At 54.5% G+C, this 16,004-nt stretch carries 11 protein-coding genes; 5 read left to right on the top strand and 6 right to left on the bottom strand.

Features of this window, described 5'->3' with window-relative positions; all coding sequences use genetic code 11:
* Window positions 1-3: 3 nt before the first annotated feature.
* Genes glgX through glgC form a run of 3 tightly spaced genes read right to left on the bottom strand, consistent with a single transcriptional unit; the run spans window position 4 to window position 4,824 of the window.
* Entirely contained in the window at window positions 4-2,085 is a 2,082-nt protein-coding gene (gene glgX, locus OEU85_RS01600; RefSeq protein ID WP_262689685.1) for a glycogen debranching protein GlgX, read from the bottom strand.
* A 10-nt stretch (window positions 2,086-2,095) separates the two neighbouring features.
* Complete coding sequence (gene glgA / locus OEU85_RS01595) at window positions 2,096-3,559, bottom strand: glycogen synthase GlgA (protein ID WP_262689684.1); 1,464 nt, start codon at window positions 3,557-3,559, stop codon at window positions 2,096-2,098.
* On the bottom strand, window positions 3,559-4,824 hold the full coding sequence (gene glgC, locus OEU85_RS01590; RefSeq protein ID WP_262689683.1) for a glucose-1-phosphate adenylyltransferase: 1,266 nt from the start codon (window positions 4,822-4,824) through the stop codon (window positions 3,559-3,561). Before glgC ends, glgA begins: the two co-directional genes overlap by 1 nt.
* 255 nt (window positions 4,825-5,079) lie before the next feature.
* Between glgC and OEU85_RS01585 the strand changes: the two genes are divergently transcribed.
* Both OEU85_RS01585 and glgB read left to right on the top strand, forming a co-directional pair.
* Window positions 5,080-7,503, top strand: coding sequence for a glycogen/starch/alpha-glucan phosphorylase (locus OEU85_RS01585; protein WP_262689682.1), 2,424 nt, complete (start codon window positions 5,080-5,082; stop codon window positions 7,501-7,503).
* A complete protein-coding gene (gene glgB / locus OEU85_RS01580; protein WP_262689681.1) occupies window positions 7,493-9,718 on the top strand; it encodes a 1,4-alpha-glucan branching protein GlgB in 2,226 nt (741 codons plus the stop codon). Before OEU85_RS01585 ends, glgB begins: the two co-directional genes overlap by 11 nt.
* Before the next feature lie 7 nt (window positions 9,719-9,725).
* Here the strand turns inward: glgB and OEU85_RS01575 are convergent, their stop codons facing one another.
* Window positions 9,726-12,083, bottom strand: a complete 2,358-nt coding sequence (locus OEU85_RS01575) for a hybrid sensor histidine kinase/response regulator (RefSeq protein WP_262689680.1) — start codon at window positions 12,081-12,083, stop codon at window positions 9,726-9,728.
* A 98-nt stretch (window positions 12,084-12,181) separates the two neighbouring features.
* A complete protein-coding gene (locus OEU85_RS01570) occupies window positions 12,182-13,345 on the bottom strand; it encodes a type III PLP-dependent enzyme (RefSeq protein WP_262689679.1) in 1,164 nt (387 codons plus the stop codon).
* Between the two features lie 226 nt (window positions 13,346-13,571).
* Between OEU85_RS01570 and OEU85_RS01565 the strand changes: the two genes are divergently transcribed.
* From OEU85_RS01565 to OEU85_RS01555, 3 genes are all read left to right on the top strand, one after another.
* Window positions 13,572-14,198: a glutathione S-transferase family protein gene (locus OEU85_RS01565; RefSeq protein WP_262689678.1), complete on the top strand. Its 627-nt coding sequence runs from the start codon at window positions 13,572-13,574 to the stop codon at window positions 14,196-14,198.
* A gap of 99 nt (window positions 14,199-14,297) precedes the next feature.
* A complete protein-coding gene (locus tag OEU85_RS01560; RefSeq protein WP_262689677.1) occupies window positions 14,298-14,669 on the top strand; it encodes a hypothetical protein in 372 nt (123 codons plus the stop codon).
* Between the two features lie 97 nt (window positions 14,670-14,766).
* Complete coding sequence (locus tag OEU85_RS01555) at window positions 14,767-15,198, top strand: substrate-binding periplasmic protein (RefSeq protein ID WP_262689676.1); 432 nt, start codon at window positions 14,767-14,769, stop codon at window positions 15,196-15,198.
* Here the strand turns inward: OEU85_RS01555 and OEU85_RS01550 are convergent.
* Window positions 15,157-15,932 (bottom strand): IS5 family transposase gene (locus OEU85_RS01550; RefSeq protein ID WP_262689381.1). Its coding sequence is split into 2 segments (ribosomal slippage): window positions 15,157-15,617 and window positions 15,617-15,932, totalling 777 coding nucleotides; the frame shifts between segments, so codons are not numbered across the junction. The two genes, OEU85_RS01555 and OEU85_RS01550, sit on opposite strands and share 42 nt — an antisense overlap.
* Window positions 15,933-16,004: the final 72 nt, after the last annotated feature.

Genomic DNA, 16,004 nt, shown 5'->3' with positions numbered 1-16,004 from the left:
CCACTACTTTCCGACTTTGCTGGCAAAGAGGATGAAACTTTCTGGGGGAATGGTCTGCTCGGCAGTTTCGCATCCATATGCGCTAAACTCAGTGCCCAGGTTTACGGTATTCAGTATGACCCGCCACGGTGCTGAGCTGGGAAGCAGGAATGGCAGGGGACTTTCCGATGCATTCAAGACCATCAACAGCGTGTCTGACGCGCCTTTGGTTGGTGCGAGGAGCAAAGCAACCGTTTTCAGTGTCGGGTCCTGCCACTCCTCGGGGGTCAACTCCGAGCCTGTGGGCGATAGCCACACCGCATCCTTGGCGCCATGCTCCGCCGTTTCCGCACCATGTAGAAAATTGTTTTGCCGGAGTGCCGGGTGGTCACGTCGGAGGCGGATAAGGGTGCTGGTATAGTTGCAAAGCCCCTGATCGGCGCCCGCCCAATTCAACCATGTGATCTCATTATCCTGACAGTAGGCGTTGTTATTTCCCTTCTGGCTGTGACCAATTTCATCGCCTGCCAGCAGCATTGGACTGCCTTGCGACAGCATAAGCGTAGCCAACAGGTTTCGCACACGTCGGGCACGCCTGAGCAGTACATCCGGGTCCGAACTTGGACCTTCCATGCCGCAGTTGTCGCTCAGGTTATGTCCGTGGCCGTCGCGGTTGCCCTCAAGGTTTGCTTCATTGTGCTTGTCGTTATAGCTGGCGAGGTCCTTCAGCGTATAACCGTCATGACTTGTTATGAAATTAACCGATGTTGTTGCCCGTCTGCCGCTATGGTCAAAGATATCAGCCGAGCCCAGTAACCGGGCGGCGAGGTCTGGTGCGCAGCCGTTATCCCCGCGCCAGAATGCGCGGCTGGTATCGCGAAAGCGATCATTCCATTCCTGCCATCCGGGTGGGAAGGCGCCCAACTGGTAACCCCCGGGGCCAACGTCCCAGGGTTCTGCTATCAGTTTAACTGCCGACAAAACAGGGTCTTGGGCCACCGCTTGCAGGAACGCACCATGGCGGGCGTAGCTTTCATCTGTGCGCGCAACCGTGGTCGCAAGGTCGAAGCGGAAGCCATCCACATGCATTTCTGTGACCCAGTACCGTAGCGAATCAAGCACCATCTGCAAGACGCGAGGATGCGCCACATTGAGGGTATTACCGCACCCTGTATCATTCACGTAAAGACGCGGGTTCTCGCCATCCAGACGGTAGTAGCTTTTATTATCGATGCCGCGCCAACTGAGGGTTGGGCCAAGCTCCCAGCTTTCGGCGGTGTGGTTGTACACGACATCCAGGATCACTTCGATCCCGGCGCTGTGCAGCGCTTTGGTCATGCGTTGGAACGAATGTATGCCAGAAGGCCCAAGGTATGAGGGCTCGGGGACAAAATATCCGACCGGATTATAACCCCAGTAATTATTGAGCCCCAGTTCAGTCAGACGCGGTTCCGGGAAACACGCTTGCACAGGCAGGAGTTCAACCGACGTGACCCCAAGCTTTAAAAGGTGATCCAGCATTTTGGGGGTGGACAGGCCCTCAAATGTGCCTCGTTTTTTTACGGGAACACCTTTGTTGAATTTGCTGATTCCTTTCACATGGGTCTCATAGAGAACCGTCTGAGACGGTGTAACCTCGGGACGCGCATCCTTGCCCCAGCGAAAACCGGTTGATCCGACCACGCATTTCGGCATGAAAGCCGCGCTGTCAGCTTCCGAAAAACTAAGGTCCTGGTCGTCAGAGCCGAGATCAAAGCCGTAAAGCGCGGGGTTTAGCGTGAAATTGCCCACCAGGCGCCTGGCGTAAGGATCAAGGAGAAGTTTGTTGGCGTTGAAGCGATGCCCTTGCTCGGGAGCGTAGGGGCCATGCACCCGGTAGCCGTATAACTGCCCGTCGCCGATTTCCGGCACAAAACCATGCCAAATCCCATCGGTGAACTCACGTAACGCCACGCGTGCCAGTTCCTTTTCCCCGTTCGGTGAAAAAAAGCACAGGTCGACGCCGGTTGCGTGATTGGAGAATATCGCGAAATTGGTACCCCCCTCTTGTGGTGTGGCACCTAGTATTTTGGCTGTGCCGGGAGAAGGAGGCGCAAATGACGACATGGTTTCCTCTCTATGTCTCGCGCGTGAGGCCATTGTATATGGTGGCGTAAGCCTTTGCGGGTAAAGCCCAGCTTACATCCTGCTTCATCGCCCGCCGCCTGAGCGTGGTAAGGATTTTCGGATTTCGGAAAAGATCGAGAAAACGGTCGGTAGCGCTGACAAGCCTGTCGAAGTTGACGGGCGAAAATTGCACACCGTTACCTGCGCCAGCCATTAGCGCAGCCTCATTGGCATCTACAACGGTATCTGCAAGCCCACCAACTCTTGCTACGATAGGAATAGTGCCATAGCGCAGTGCACAGAGCTGCGTGAGACCACAGGGTTCAAAACGGGACGGTACAAAAATGGCGTCCGCGCCAGCTTGCAGGCGATGCGCCAACGCTTCGTCATAGCCTATCTTTACGCTGACATGGCCGGGATGGGTGCGCGCAGCCGCGATAAAAGCCTGCTCAATCGCCTTGTCGCCGGTGCCAAGCACCGCCAGTTGCCCGCCATTTCCAACGAGATGGGGGATGGCCCCGACAAGAAGATCAAGGCCTTTTTGTTCGGTCAGGCGACTGATCACGCAAAAGAGCGGACGAGCGGCATGCGGATCAAGGCCGACTTCCTGTTGCACTGCTTTTTTGTTCGCGGCCTTGCCTGTTATGGCCCGTGGGGAGAATGGTTTTGCAAGGGTGTGGTCGGTTTCTGGGTTCCAGATGTCGGTGTCGATGCCGTTTCTGATCCCCGAAACCTTGCCGCTGCAGCTTCGCAGCAGGCCACCGAGACCCATGCCGCTATCGTCAGTCTGGATCTCGCGTGCATAGGTCGGGCTGACTGTCGTCACCCAGTCGCTGTATATGATCCCAGCTTTCAGGAAGCCAACCTGATCCCAATACTCAAGCCCTTCCTGCGAAAACATTTCCTTTGGCAGTCCAAGTTCGGCGAAAGTTGTTTTCGGGAACAGGCCTTGGAAGGCGAGATTGTGAATGGTGAATATGGTCTTGGTTGTACAGTTCTTTTTTGTGCGCAGGTACGCGGCACTCAGGCCGGCCTGCCAGTCATGGGCGTGCAGGATATCTGCGTGCCAATCATTGATGAGTTCGCCAGCTGCAAGGTCGGCAGCCACCTTGGCAAGGGCTGCGAAGCGTCGGCAGTTGTCGGGTCGGTCTTTGCCGTCGCTGCCTTGATAGGGGTTGCCGGGTACGTCAAATAAATGCGGCGCATCAAGGAGATAAAGCTTTAATCCATTTTCTGATGCTGCGCGGAGAAGTGATGCATTCCCGCCAAAAAGCGAGGGGATAGCTGATAGTTTTTCCTGTTTTTGCGCCGCCTTTTTGACAGCAGGGAAGGCGGGGAGCAAAACATGTACCTCAAGCCCGTCGCGGGCGAGTACAAGCGGCAAGGCCCCGATTACATCTGCAAGACCGCCGGTCTTGATAAGCGGAAAACATTCAGAAGCAACAAATAATACACGCTTGGGCCTCAGGGGCATTAATCAAGCTCCAACTCATCGATCATCTTTTGGGTAATCAGGCATACACCTTTGTCGGTGCGGCGGAAACGGAGCGCATCTTCCTCCGGATCCTCGCCGACAACAAGGCCACGAGGAATTTCAACACCACGGTCAATCACTACATTCGACAGTCGTGCCCCACGATTGATGTTTACATACGGCAGGGCGACAACTTTCTGCAAACGGCTATAGGAGTGAGCGTGCACTCCTGTAAACAACAGTGAACTTTCGATGTGGCTACCAGAAACGATACAGCCGCCAGCAACAAGCGAACTGATGGACGCGCCGCGCCTGCCTTCCTGATCATGAATGAATTTTGCTGGCGGCGTAATCTCGGCATAAGTCCAGATCGGCCACTCGCGGTCATACAGGTTCAGGCCGGGTTCGATTGTCGCGAGATCAAGGTTGGCCTCCCAGTAGCTATCAACCGTTCCAACGTCCCGCCAATAGGCTTCACCGCCTGGCACACTGCGGATGCAGGACTTGGTGAAGCGGTGAGCGAAGACTTTGGCATTTTCAACAAGATACGGGATAATATCCTTGCCAAAATCGCGCGATGAATTGGGGTCTGCCGCGTCACGGCGCAACTGTTCAAACAGGAATTCGGTCTCAAAGACATAAATACCCATCGACGCAAGGCAGACGCTCGGCTTGCCGGGGATGGTCGGCGGATTTTCAGGCTTTTCAAGGAAGTCGGTCACATAGTCATCATCGTCAACATGCATGACCCCGAAGCCCTTGGCTTCTTCCGGTGTGACTTCAAGGCAGCCGATGGTCACATCGGCGCCTGAGTTTACATGTTCCTCAAGCATCATCTCATAGTCCATTTTATAGACATGATCACCTGCGAGGATGACCATGAATTTTGGCGCATATGATTCAATGATGTCGATATTCTGGTAAACGGCGTCGGCAGTGCCTTCGTACCACTGTGTTTCGGAAACGCGCTGGCTCGCGGGTAGAATGTCAAAGCTTTCGTTGCGTTCGGCGCGATAGAAGTTCCAGCCGCGTTGCAGGTGTTTGATCAGACTGTGAGCCTTATATTGGGTGGCGACACCAATGCGGCGGATACCGGAATTCATTGCGTTAGAGAGAGCGAAATCGATAATGCGGCTTTTGCCACCAAAATAAACAGCAGGTTTCGCACGTTTGTCAGTCAGCTCCTTGAGGCGACTACCCCTGCCTCCGGCGAGGACATATGCCATGGTGTGACGTGCGAACGGTGCGGTTACTGTTGTTTTCAAGACATGTCCCCCGATTTTCGGTTATGGCGAGGCATTTCAGAGCTTGTAATACTCTTGCAAAACTGCAATCGATTGCGCAATAAAAGAATCGTAAAGTATGTCGAATGTTTCGAAATTTGTTTCACGCGAAACTTACGCGGTCCTGTAAATCGGATGTCACAAATTGGGATTTACTCTCTTGCTGAGCACCGATGATCTGATGTGTCCCCTCTACTGCGACAAGGCTAAAGTAATATGACAAGCCCAGATTTAACCATGCCCCAAACGTCGGCAACGGCGGTTCCTCTCGGCCAATCAGTTTTACGCCATCTGGTTTATTCCGTCGGCAAGGACCAGTCTCACGCCGTAGCGCGCGACTGGTGTGTGGCTCTTTCACTTGCGATTCGTGACCGCATGGTCGACGGATGGATGGACACCACTCGCCGCATCTACAAATCAAAGCAGAAACGTGTTTATTACCTGTCGATGGAATTCATGATCGGTCGACTTCTGGAAGATGCGATTGCCAACATGGGACTGACAACCGAAGCCAAAGAGTTTTTTGGCGACATTGGCTTCAAGTTGAACGATATCCTCACTTCGGAGCCCGATCCGGCCCTGGGTAATGGCGGCCTTGGCCGTTTGGCGGCGTGTTTTATGGACTCGATGGCCACCGTCGGTGTGGCGGGTATCGGGTACGGCATCCGTTATGAGCACGGTATTTTCCGCCAGAGCTTTCAGGACGGCTGGCAACTTGAGGAGCCGGAAGACTGGCTTGTTTTTGGTAATGCGTGGGAATTTCACCGGCCTGAGGTTGAATACTCTGTTGAGTTCGGCGGTTCCGTGCAGCGCGAAAGCAGCGGCAAGATGGTGTGGACCCCGTCCGAGCGCATCCTTGCCGGTGCTTTCGATACGCCGATCGCGGGTTGGGGCGGTAAACACGTAAACACACTTCGGCTTTGGTCGGCCCGGTCGGCCGAAGTATTGAACCTGCACCAGTTCAACCAGGGTGACTTTATGGCGGCATCGCAGCAGCAGGTGCTTGCGGAATCGATCACAAAAGTCCTCTACCCCGGTGACCACACTGCGGAAGGACGCGAGTTAAGGCTCAAGCAGGAAGTGTTTTTTACATCGGCCAGCCTGCAGGATATCCTTCGGCGTTTTTTGCTTGACCACCATGATCTTGGTGATCTGGCTAATCATGTGGCCGTCCAGATGAATGACACCCATCCGGCAATCGCTGTGCCGGAGCTTGTTCGCCTGCTTGTGGATAAGCACGGGCTTGAGTTTGTGAAGTCATTCGAGATCGCGCGAGCGGCCTTACATTATACCAATCACACGCTTCTACCAGAAGCGCTGGAAAAGTGGCCGCTTGAGCTTTTTGAACGCTGCCTGCCACGCCACCTGCAGATCATTCGGGAGATTGATAATCTTTTCACGGCGGAGGTGGGGGCAAAGTTCGAGGGTAAGAACCTTGATCCGATGAAAGTGATCGACCCTCATCATGGCGGTTGGGTCCGGATGGGGAACCTGGCGTTTATTGGCTCAAGTCATGTGAACGGCGTATCCGCGTTGCACACGGAACTGATGAAACAAACCGTGTTCAAGGATCTGCATGAGATTTATCCGGAACGCATTCTCAACCAGACGAATGGAATCACACCCCGGCGTTGGCTTTTGGAATGCAATCCGCTGCTCGCCGACCTTGTCACCGAGACAATTGGTGATGAGTGGATCGAAAATCTGGAGAATATCTCAAAGCTCGCACCTTTTGCTGATGACAAGGCCTTCCGCAAAAAGTTCGCGGCAGTAAAGGCCGAAAACAAAGTGCGTCTTGCCGCGTTTATCGAGCGCCAAACAGGCATCAGGGTCAATCCCAAAGCCATGTTTGATATTCAGATCAAACGTATCCACGAATACAAGCGACAGCTTCTGAATGCACTGGAGACCATGGCGCTCTATCAGGCAATAAAGGAAGACCCCAAAGCTGGGTGGCAGCCACGCGTCAAGATATTCGCAGGCAAGGCCGCACCCAGTTACACACTCGCCAAGCTGATTATCAAGCTGATCAACGACGTTGCAGCGAAGGTGAATAATGACGAGGATGTTGGCGATTTGCTGAAAGTGGTGTTCCTGCCCAATTACAACGTCTCCGCGGCGGAGGAACTGATCCCGGGCGCGGACCTGTCCGAGCAGATATCGACCGCTGGTTTTGAAGCTTCGGGCACGGGCAACATGAAGTTTGCCCTCAACGGTGCACTGACAATAGGGACGCTGGATGGCGCCAATGTCGAGATCAAGGAACATGTCGGTGACGACAACATCTTCATTTTCGGCATGGAAGCGGAGGAGGTTGCCTGCCGCCAGCGAGACGGGTGCCAGCCGTGGGTCACGGTGGCTGAAACACCGCGCTTGCAGGACGTGGTGAAACTGATTTCGTCTGGCTATTATTCAAATGGCGATACCGAACGATTTGCGGGCATTGTCGATAACATCCTTGCGCATGATTATTTCCAGGTCACTCCTGATTTCAATGCCTATTGGGATACCCAGCGCCGGATCGACGACGAGTTTAAAGACACGGAAAACTGGCACCGGAAAGCCATATTGAACACTGCCAATATGGGCTGGTTCTCGGCCGACCGCACCATTCGCGGCTATGCAACAGATATCTGGAAAGCAATGCCGGATGGTAAGTGAGGCTGTGGCGATTGATGCCGGTGCTAGCATGAAGGCCGAAGAACTGGATGCGTTGGCAAAAGGCTGCCACGGCGATCCGTTTGCCTGCCTTGGACGGCATCCGGCGGAGGGGACAACGGTTGTTCGCACGTTTATCCCCGGTGCGGAAAGGGTGGAAGTTTGCACGCGGAAGGGCACCACACCACTGTGCACCATGAAGCTTATCCACGCTGCTGGCGTGTTCGAGGTGTACCTGGCCCCCTCAAAAGCCAAAAGTGGATACCGGCTGAAGGCCAGCGCGGGTGATCACAGCTGGTTCTATGATGATCCCTATCAGTACGGCCCCACAATCGGGGACCTCGACCTGCATCTATTGTCGGAAGGGTCGCATGAACGGGTTTATAGGTGTCTGGGCGCACACGTATGCGAACACGAAGGTGTGCCCGGCACCCGCTTCGCTGTATGGGCACCCAGCGCGCTGCGTGTTACGCTGGTTGGGGACTTCAACCACTGGAACAGTGCACAGCACGTCATGCGTTCCCGCGGCGCCAGCGGTGTGTGGGAGCTGTTTGTGCCGGGCGTTGGTGATGGGGCACACTATAAATACTGCATTTTCAGCAGTAGCGGCCAGCAGTTGCCGCTGAAGGCGGACCCGTTTGCATTCGGGACCGAATACCGGCCAAACACGGCATCAGTCGTGCGCTCGATCGAGAATTATGCGTGGCGGGACAGCCGTTGGATGGCTGACCGTGGCACCCGCCAGCACCGTGCCGCGCCAATCTCGATTTATGAGGTTCACCTGGGTTCGTGGATGCGGACGCGGGAGGATGTTTTTCCCTATCTTAGTTACAAAGAACTGGCGGAACGGCTGATCCCTTACGTCAAGGATATGGGGTTCACCCATATCGAGCTGATGCCGGTTACAGAACATCCGTTTGATGGCTCCTGGGGGTATCAGCCTGTCGGGTTATATTCCCCCACCCGTCGGTTCGGAACGCCTGCTGAGTTCAAGGCTTTTGTAGATGCCTGTCATCAGGCGGGAATTGGGGTCCTGCTTGACTGGGTGCCCGGGCATTTTCCGGCGGATGACCACGGTTTGGTAAAGTTTGACGGCACACATCTTTTTGAGCATGCCGACCCGCGAAAAGGGTTCCACCCTGACTGGAATACCCTGATTTTCAATTTTGGCCGCCGGGAAGTCGCGAATTATCTGGTCTCCAACGCTCACTTCTGGCTGGAGGAATACCACCTTGACGGGCTGCGCGTTGATGCCGTCGCCTCGATGCTGTATCTGGACTACAGCCGCAAGGAAGGGGAGTGGCTACCCAACGAGCATGGCGGCAATGAAAATTGCGAAGCGATTGCCATGTTGCGGGCGATGAATGAGCGTGCCTATGGCCTGAATGGCGGGATCATTACGGTAGCGGAAGAATCAACGGCCTATCCAAAAGTATCAGCCCCCACATATGACGGCGGTCTTGGTTTTGGTTTCAAATGGAACATGGGCTGGATGAATGACACGCTTGATTATATGTCGCGCGAACCCGTGCATCGTCGGCATCACCATCACCAGTTGACCTTTGGCATTCAGTATGCGTTTTCGGAAAATTATGTGCTGCCGCTCAGCCACGACGAAGTCGTGCATGGCAAGGGATCCCTGATCGGGCGTATGCCGGGGGATCGTTGGCAGAAATTTGCCAACCTGCGTGCCTATTACGGGTTCATGTGGGCCCATCCCGGCAAGAAGCTTCTGTTTATGGGCGGGGAGTTCGCACAGGAACGCGAGTGGGATGCAGACAGTAGCCTTGACTGGCACCTTCTCGAAAACGCCGACCATAAAAAGGTGCAGACCCTTGTGCGGGACCTGAACCGGCTATACCGAGACACTCCCGCACTGCACCGCAAGGATTGCGACGCGGACGGCTTCCAGTGGATCGATGGTGGTGCGTCTCAGGACAACATCATTTCCTTCGTGCGCCGGGGCGGCGTTAACCGCCCTTGTCTTGTTGTGTGCAATTTTTCTCCCGTGGTGCGCGAGGGCTACCGCCTTGGAATGCCCTACGGCGGGTTCTGGGCGGAAAAACTGAATACGGATTCGCACTTTTACGGTGGGTCTGATGTGGGTAATGGCGGCGGCGTTGAAGCCAAGTCCGTGCCGTGGCACATCCAACCCTATTCGGCGCTCATCACCGTGCCGCCGCTGTCGACGGTCATTTTCCAATATTCACCGCGCTGAAGCGGGTTCAGCCCAACCATTTCAGCAGGGTGTCGTAAAGCATGCTAGCTTTGAACGGCTTTGGGATGTGGTCATTCATACCTGCGTCAAGACACATCTGCCGGTCCTCTTTGGTTACATTTGCTGTCATGGCAATGATCGGCACGGTTCCAGCGATGGCTGTCTTTCGAAGTTCGCGGGTCACGGCTATGCCGTCCATGCCGGGCATTTGCAGATCCATCAGAATAAGGTCGTATGGCGTGTTTGAGGCCTTGCTGAAGGCCTCAATGCCATCATGGGCAACATCGACTTTTGCCTCCAGCGCATCAAGAAGCTTGAGTGCGATTATCTGGTTTACCGGGTTATCCTCAGCCAATAGAATATTGACCTTGGCGCGCGGCATCTTCTGGTCCGGTTGCTCGGTCGCGGTTTTCAGTTCGAAACCTGCTGCATCCTCTGGTGAGGGCAGGTCAAGCAGCGCCGAAAACTCAAACCGGCTCCCTTCCCCTGCGGCGCTGGAAACCGAGATGGAGCCATGCATCAACTCCACGAGTTGTTTGCAGATGGCAAGCCCGAGGCCGGTGCCGCCATATCTTCGGGTAATCGACTCATCGGCCTGACTGAAAGAGCAGAACAAGCGCCCTTGTTCCTCCGTCGTCATGCCGATGCCAGTATCCGTGACAGCGCAGCGGAACCAGATCTTCCCGTCGTCTCCTGGCTCTGTCACGGCAGATATCGTAAGCGACCCTTCCTCAGTGAATTTCACAGCATTATTGGCGAGATTTATCAGTATCTGTTGTAGGCGCGTTGGGTCACCACACAGCACGGGGGGGAGGGCATCAAGGCCGGTAAATATGAGTTTCAGGCCTTTTTCCCGCGCTTTGGCGCTCACGATGGCATTGACGACATCAAAAATGAGAACTGGCCTGAAAGCCGTTCTTTCTATGTTAAGTTTTCCTGCTTCGATTTTTGAGAAATCCAGAATATCGTTAATAAGAGCCAGCAGGATATCTCCGGAAGCCTTGATGTTGCTGACATAACGGCGTTGTTTGGGGTCCAGTTCCGTTGTGGCGGTTAGGTCGCTGAGCCCGATAATCGCGTTAAGCGGCGTGCGGATTTCGTGGCTCATGCGGGCGAGGAAATCGGATTTGGCTTCGTTTGCTGCTTTTGCCTGTTCGCTCGCCATACGGGCGATGTCCCTTTCGTGCCGGAGCTGTACGATGCGGTCGGCAATCCCGATGGATAGAATGACGGTCTCAAGCGCCATGCCGATCGGCATGGCAAACTCGACGAGCGCACTGTGGGGAATGAAATCGAGACCGCGCAGGACACGGATGGCAACGCCGATCACGGGCAGGAGCCAGCCGGCGGCATAAAACATGGCGGAGCGGCTACCACGCGGTATGGCCATGGCAAGCGATACCAGTACAACAAGAATGCCGCCGAGAGCTAAAAGGTTGAAGGCGAGATCGATGGTATCTGTGTGCCAGCCCCGCGCCGAAATATAAAGCACCGAGCAAAGCAGAAAAGGCACAGCGGTCACTTTGATAACCCGGTCCCACCACGTGGGGAAAATACCTTTTTCAATGAACGCACTCAGGAACAACATGCCGGAAAGGCCATTCAGGCCAAGCGCGAGGATGGTGATGTTCATCTGCTGACCGACTGTCAGGACTCCGGGCAGGAAATAGGCAATAGTGCCATAAGCTGTCGCCGTATAGACAAAGATTGAAAAGACAAACAGGCAATACTGCAGATGGAAGTTGAACTGAAGCGTAGCAGCAAGCGAGATATTATAGAGCAGCATCGCCAGAAGCGCGCCGATGATAAGGCTGATAATCAGGTGACCCGTGACTTCCCGCGTATCCCACTCCTCCGCCTTGACAAAATTGAGCTGCCGGAACAGCTTGATTGAGGACGGGTTTTCAAGCCCAATAAATATATGGCTGACACGGCTTTCGCGCGCTGGTGCAGGGAAGACGACAAAATTTCCAACCGACCAATAGCGGTCGAAGTCATAGGGGCCGAGATTATAGCTGATGTAGCTGCCGTCCTCATAATGTAACTGTATTGCCGCGCCTTCCACCCAGTGCCGGAACAGCACAAGTGAGTACTCAGTGTCAGCTTCGATCTCGAGTGATGCAGTGTTGATGGAAAGCCAGACCGTATCCCGCGAGGGTTGAGCCATGCCGTCGCAGCGCTGCTGCACGGCCATCTGCCTCATGTCCGGATATTCATCCTGGGTGTCGGTGTAGAAATAGCAAGCCTCAGGCAGCAGATTGAGCGGGGCTTTCACAATGGGAAACGGGAAGGCTGCCAGAAAAACGAATATAGCCAGGAACACCGGCATGACAAACAGCCATGCTGGCGAAATTCTGCCGTTCATTTCCGAAGATTGCCCCATCACCGCCCACTTCATTGTGTCACTTCTTTACACTATGAGGCGAAATGCGCAATGGGCAATGGTCCCCGCTCATTGGGAAGCTATATGTAATAGCCCTGCAGGGGTGGAAATCCGTTAAATTCGATAGCGCTGTAGCTGGTCGTGTAGGCTCCGGTCGAGAACCAATAAAGCCGGTCGCCGATCGCGAGGTTGAGCGGCAGCGGTACTTTGGTGTCTTCGTACATGATATCGGCGCTGTCGCAGGTTGGCCCCGCAATAATCGAATGCTCCATTTCGCCCGATTTTTCTGTGTAGATCGGATATTTTATGGCTTCATCCATTGTCTCGATAAGGCCGGAAAATTTCCCGACATCGGTGAAGACCCAGCGGTGCAAGGACATGCGTGCCTTGCGGGAGATAAGGACAACCTCACTGACGAGAATACCCGCATTGGCAACAAGCGAGCGGCCGGGTTCCAGAATAATTTCCGGCATGTCGTCGCCGAAGTCTTCCTTGAGGAAACGGGTTATCTCATCGGCATAGGTTTGCAGGTCGTGGGCGCGGGTGACATAATTGCCTGGGAAGCCGCCGCCCATGTTGATCATTTTCAGTACAATGCCGTCCTCGTCGCGGAGGCGTTCAAAAATATTTGTGACTTTGGCAATCGCGGCATCCCACGCGCCGATATCGCGCTGTTGTGAACCCACATGGAAAGAGATTCCATAAGGCTCGAGACCAAGTTCACGCGCCAGCACCATCAGATCCATCGCCATATCGTTTTGGCACCCGAATTTTCGGGACAAGGGCCAGTCAGCTGTGTGCGTGCCTTCCGTCAACACCCGGGCATAAACGCGGGAGCCCGGCGCGGCCTTCGCGATATTGCGTAAGTCGTCTTCAGAGTCAGTCGCGAACAGGCGCACACCTTTCTCATGGAAATAGCGAATATCGCGGGACTTTTTGATGGTGTTGCCATAGCTAATGCGATCGGGAGACACGCCAAGCCCCAGAACGCGATCCAGCTCATAAGTTGATGCGATGTCGAAGTTGGACCCCTTGTCCCGCAAAAGCCCGATGATTTCGGGTGCGGGGTTTGCTTTGACGGCATAAAAGATTTTCGCGATGGGAAACGCGCCCGTAAGTTCGTTGTATGCTGCATCAATCATCTTTGTGTCGACCACAAGAAATGGCGTTTCTTTGGTGTCGGCGAAGGCCTTGATGCGGTCGAAGGTTTCCTTGGGATAAAAATCTTCAATAGCGATGCTCATTGCGGGATAGGTCCTTTATGCGGTTGGGCCGGTAAAAAATCCGAGCATTTCATCGGCTCGGGGGAAGCAGCAACCTAACATATGACACGTAGTGTCCCAACGGATTTTAGGGTGCCGGAACATATCGGCCACCGCTTTGTCCAGGCAGCTTGCAGAATAATGTTTGCGGGCTAGATACAGTTTGTGCCCACATTCCTGTTAACTGCCAACCCAGCAAGAGTATCATATGATTAAAATTCATCACCTGAACAACTCCCGATCACAACGTATCCTTTGGCTGCTTGAGGAGTTGGGCGTCGAATATGAAATCGCTTTTTATAAACGGGATAAGGAAACGCGTTTGGCACCGGAAAGCCTGAAGGCGGTTCACCCGCTTGGCAAGTCCCCGCTTTTGGAGGACGGTCCCGTGAAAATTGCCGAGTCTGGCGCTATTGTGGATTATCTGGTGCGGACCTACGGCAAGGGCGCCTTTGGTCCGGCGGCGGGAGACGATGACTATAACACTTATGTCGAATGGCTGCATTACGCAGAAGGCTCTGCCATGCTGCCTTTCATGTTGAGCCTCTATGTCGGCCGGTTGGGTGAAGCGGGTGCCCCTCTTGGTCCGCGCATCCAAAGCGAAATTGTCAACCACCTGAGTTATGTTGCCAAAGCGCTTGCTGAAAAGCTGTTTCTGGTGGGGGAGAGCCTGACGGGAGCCGATGTGATGATGGTTTTTGTGTTGGAGGCCGCGAACACAGGCGGCGTGCTGGCACACTTCCCTAACCTGAAGGCGTATCTTGAGCGCATGCAGTCACGCGCGGCCTACAAGCGGGCGGTTGACCGTGGTGGGCCTTATAAGCTTGGCGCGTAGAGCCAGGGAAACGGAGATCAGCCTGCGGCACTGAGTCCTATAGTCTGCCGCCCATATGCCGCGTAGCCTTGTCGCAACCCTGAACACAAGGCTACGCCTATGAACGTTTACTTTATCTCCGCTGCCGCTGTTACCGCTGTTATCTGCTTTATCCATTGCTGGTTCGGTGGCCGGTATGTCGCGGCCCCACTTCTCCAGGCGCGGGACCTGCATGCGGTGCCAAAGTTCACCAATTATTATTGCTGGCATATGGTGTCGATCAATCTGGCGGTGATGAGCGCTGCCTATCTATGGGCGGGCCTGCACGCGGATGCAATTGAGCTTGCAGTTTTGGCCTTTGCCTTGTCGGTTGCGTTCTGTGTGTGGAATCTTGCTCTTATCGTCTGGAAAAAACAACAGTTCCATCAGATGCCGCAGTGGTCGCTTTTTGCGGTGGGGGCTATTATTGGTGGTCTCGGCTTTGCAGTCTAAACGGTTCCTGTCCGCCGTTTAACTATCCGCCGTCGCGCAAGGTCGCAGAACGTGCTATCTTTCAGCTTTGGTGATCCGCTATAGGCGGGAGACGGTGTTGCGGGGGCAAATACAGGGTTTTGTTGCAGTTTGTTGTTTATTAGCCATGCCTGCCGAGGCGGCCGATGATGATGTCACCGTGTATACTGAGGAGTTTCCCCCCTATAATTACAGCGAGCAAGGAAACGCAGTTGGACTTGCAACGGCCAAGGTTCGACAGGTTCTGGGGGAAGCGCGCCTCAATTACAAAATTCGTGTGGTGCCATGGCCACGGGCCATGCAGCGGGCCCTGAGCGAAGACAATGCGTTCATCTTTACAATTGCCCGCACGCCCGAGCGCGAGGACACGTTTGACTGGATTGTACCTATCGCGAAATCGGAGTTTCACCTCTATGTGCGAAAGGGGGAAGCAGGCCGTGCCACCGAGCACGCTATACGTGTGGGGGAACTAGGTCGTAGACTCATAATTTTTCAACCAGATACAGACTGAAGCCAGTTTTACAGCGGCGAGGAAATTCTCCGGGTTTTTGTCATAGCGCGTTGCAATGCCCCGATAGTGCTTGAGCTTATTGAAGAAACGCTCGACGAGATTACGGTGTCGGTACAGCCATTTACTGAAGGTAAAGGACTGCTTGCGGTTGGCTTTTGGCGGAATATTGGCCCAAGCTCTGCGCGCTGTGGTGAAGGCACGAAGCGCGTCGGTATCATAGGCTTTGTCAGCGAGCAAGATCGCTTCCTCCTTGATGTCCTCAATCAGATCAAGGGCCGGTTTGCTGTCGTGGGTCTGTCCAGCAGTCAGCGAAAGCCTGATCGGCAGACCATCCGCATCGACGAGGGCGTGGATTTTGGTGGTCAGTCCACCCCGGGAACGGCCCATGCAGCCATCGTCCTGATCCCCCTTTTTGCCGTGGCCCCTTGTTGATGCACACGGACACAGCTGCTGTCGATCATAATGATGTCACCGTCATGGGCTTTGCTCACCGCCTCGAACAGTCGGTCCCACACCCCGGCCTTGCGCCAGCGGACAAACCGGTTGTAGCAGGTGGTGTAGGGACCATATCTTTCGGGAATGTCTGCCCACGGCGTTCCCGCCCGAAAGCGCCACAAGATGCCGTTGATCACCCGGCGGTCATCCACCCTAGGCACCCCGCGCGGCTTGTTCGGCAGCAAAGGCTCTATGATCGACCATTCATAATCTGTCAGTTCATACCGGCGGCGGCGCATCAAAACCTCCTCAATGATTTGAGAAGCGTTGAATCATATCTTCGCCTGTTTGGGAATCCCTTTTATGAGTTT

It is taken from the genome of Kordiimonas aestuarii, from assembly GCF_025574465.1.
GTDB classification, from domain to species: domain Bacteria; phylum Pseudomonadota; class Alphaproteobacteria; order Sphingomonadales; family Kordiimonadaceae; genus Kordiimonas; species Kordiimonas aestuarii.
This window is presented reverse-complemented; position numbering and strand designations above follow the sequence as displayed.

Excerpts from the sequence above, each read along its gene's own strand:
- glgX (WP_262689685.1), bottom strand. The coding sequence starts at position 2,085 with ATGTCGTCATTTGCGCCTCCTTCTCCCGGCACAGCCAAAATACTAGGT.
- glgA (WP_262689684.1), bottom strand. The coding sequence starts at position 3,559 with ATGCCCCTGAGGCCCAAGCGTGTATTATTTGTTGCTTCTGAATGTTTT.
- OEU85_RS01585 (WP_262689682.1), top strand. The coding sequence starts at position 5,080 with ATGCCCCAAACGTCGGCAACGGCGGTTCCTCTCGGCCAATCAGTTTTA.
- glgB (WP_262689681.1), top strand. The coding sequence starts at position 7,493 with ATGGTAAGTGAGGCTGTGGCGATTGATGCCGGTGCTAGCATGAAGGCC.
- OEU85_RS01575 (WP_262689680.1), bottom strand. The coding sequence starts at position 12,083 with ATGAACGGCAGAATTTCGCCAGCATGGCTGTTTGTCATGCCGGTGTTC.
- OEU85_RS01570 (WP_262689679.1), bottom strand. The coding sequence starts at position 13,345 with ATGAGCATCGCTATTGAAGATTTTTATCCCAAGGAAACCTTCGACCGC.
- OEU85_RS01565 (WP_262689678.1), top strand. The coding sequence starts at position 13,572 with ATGATTAAAATTCATCACCTGAACAACTCCCGATCACAACGTATCCTT.
- OEU85_RS01560 (WP_262689677.1), top strand. The coding sequence starts at position 14,298 with ATGAACGTTTACTTTATCTCCGCTGCCGCTGTTACCGCTGTTATCTGC.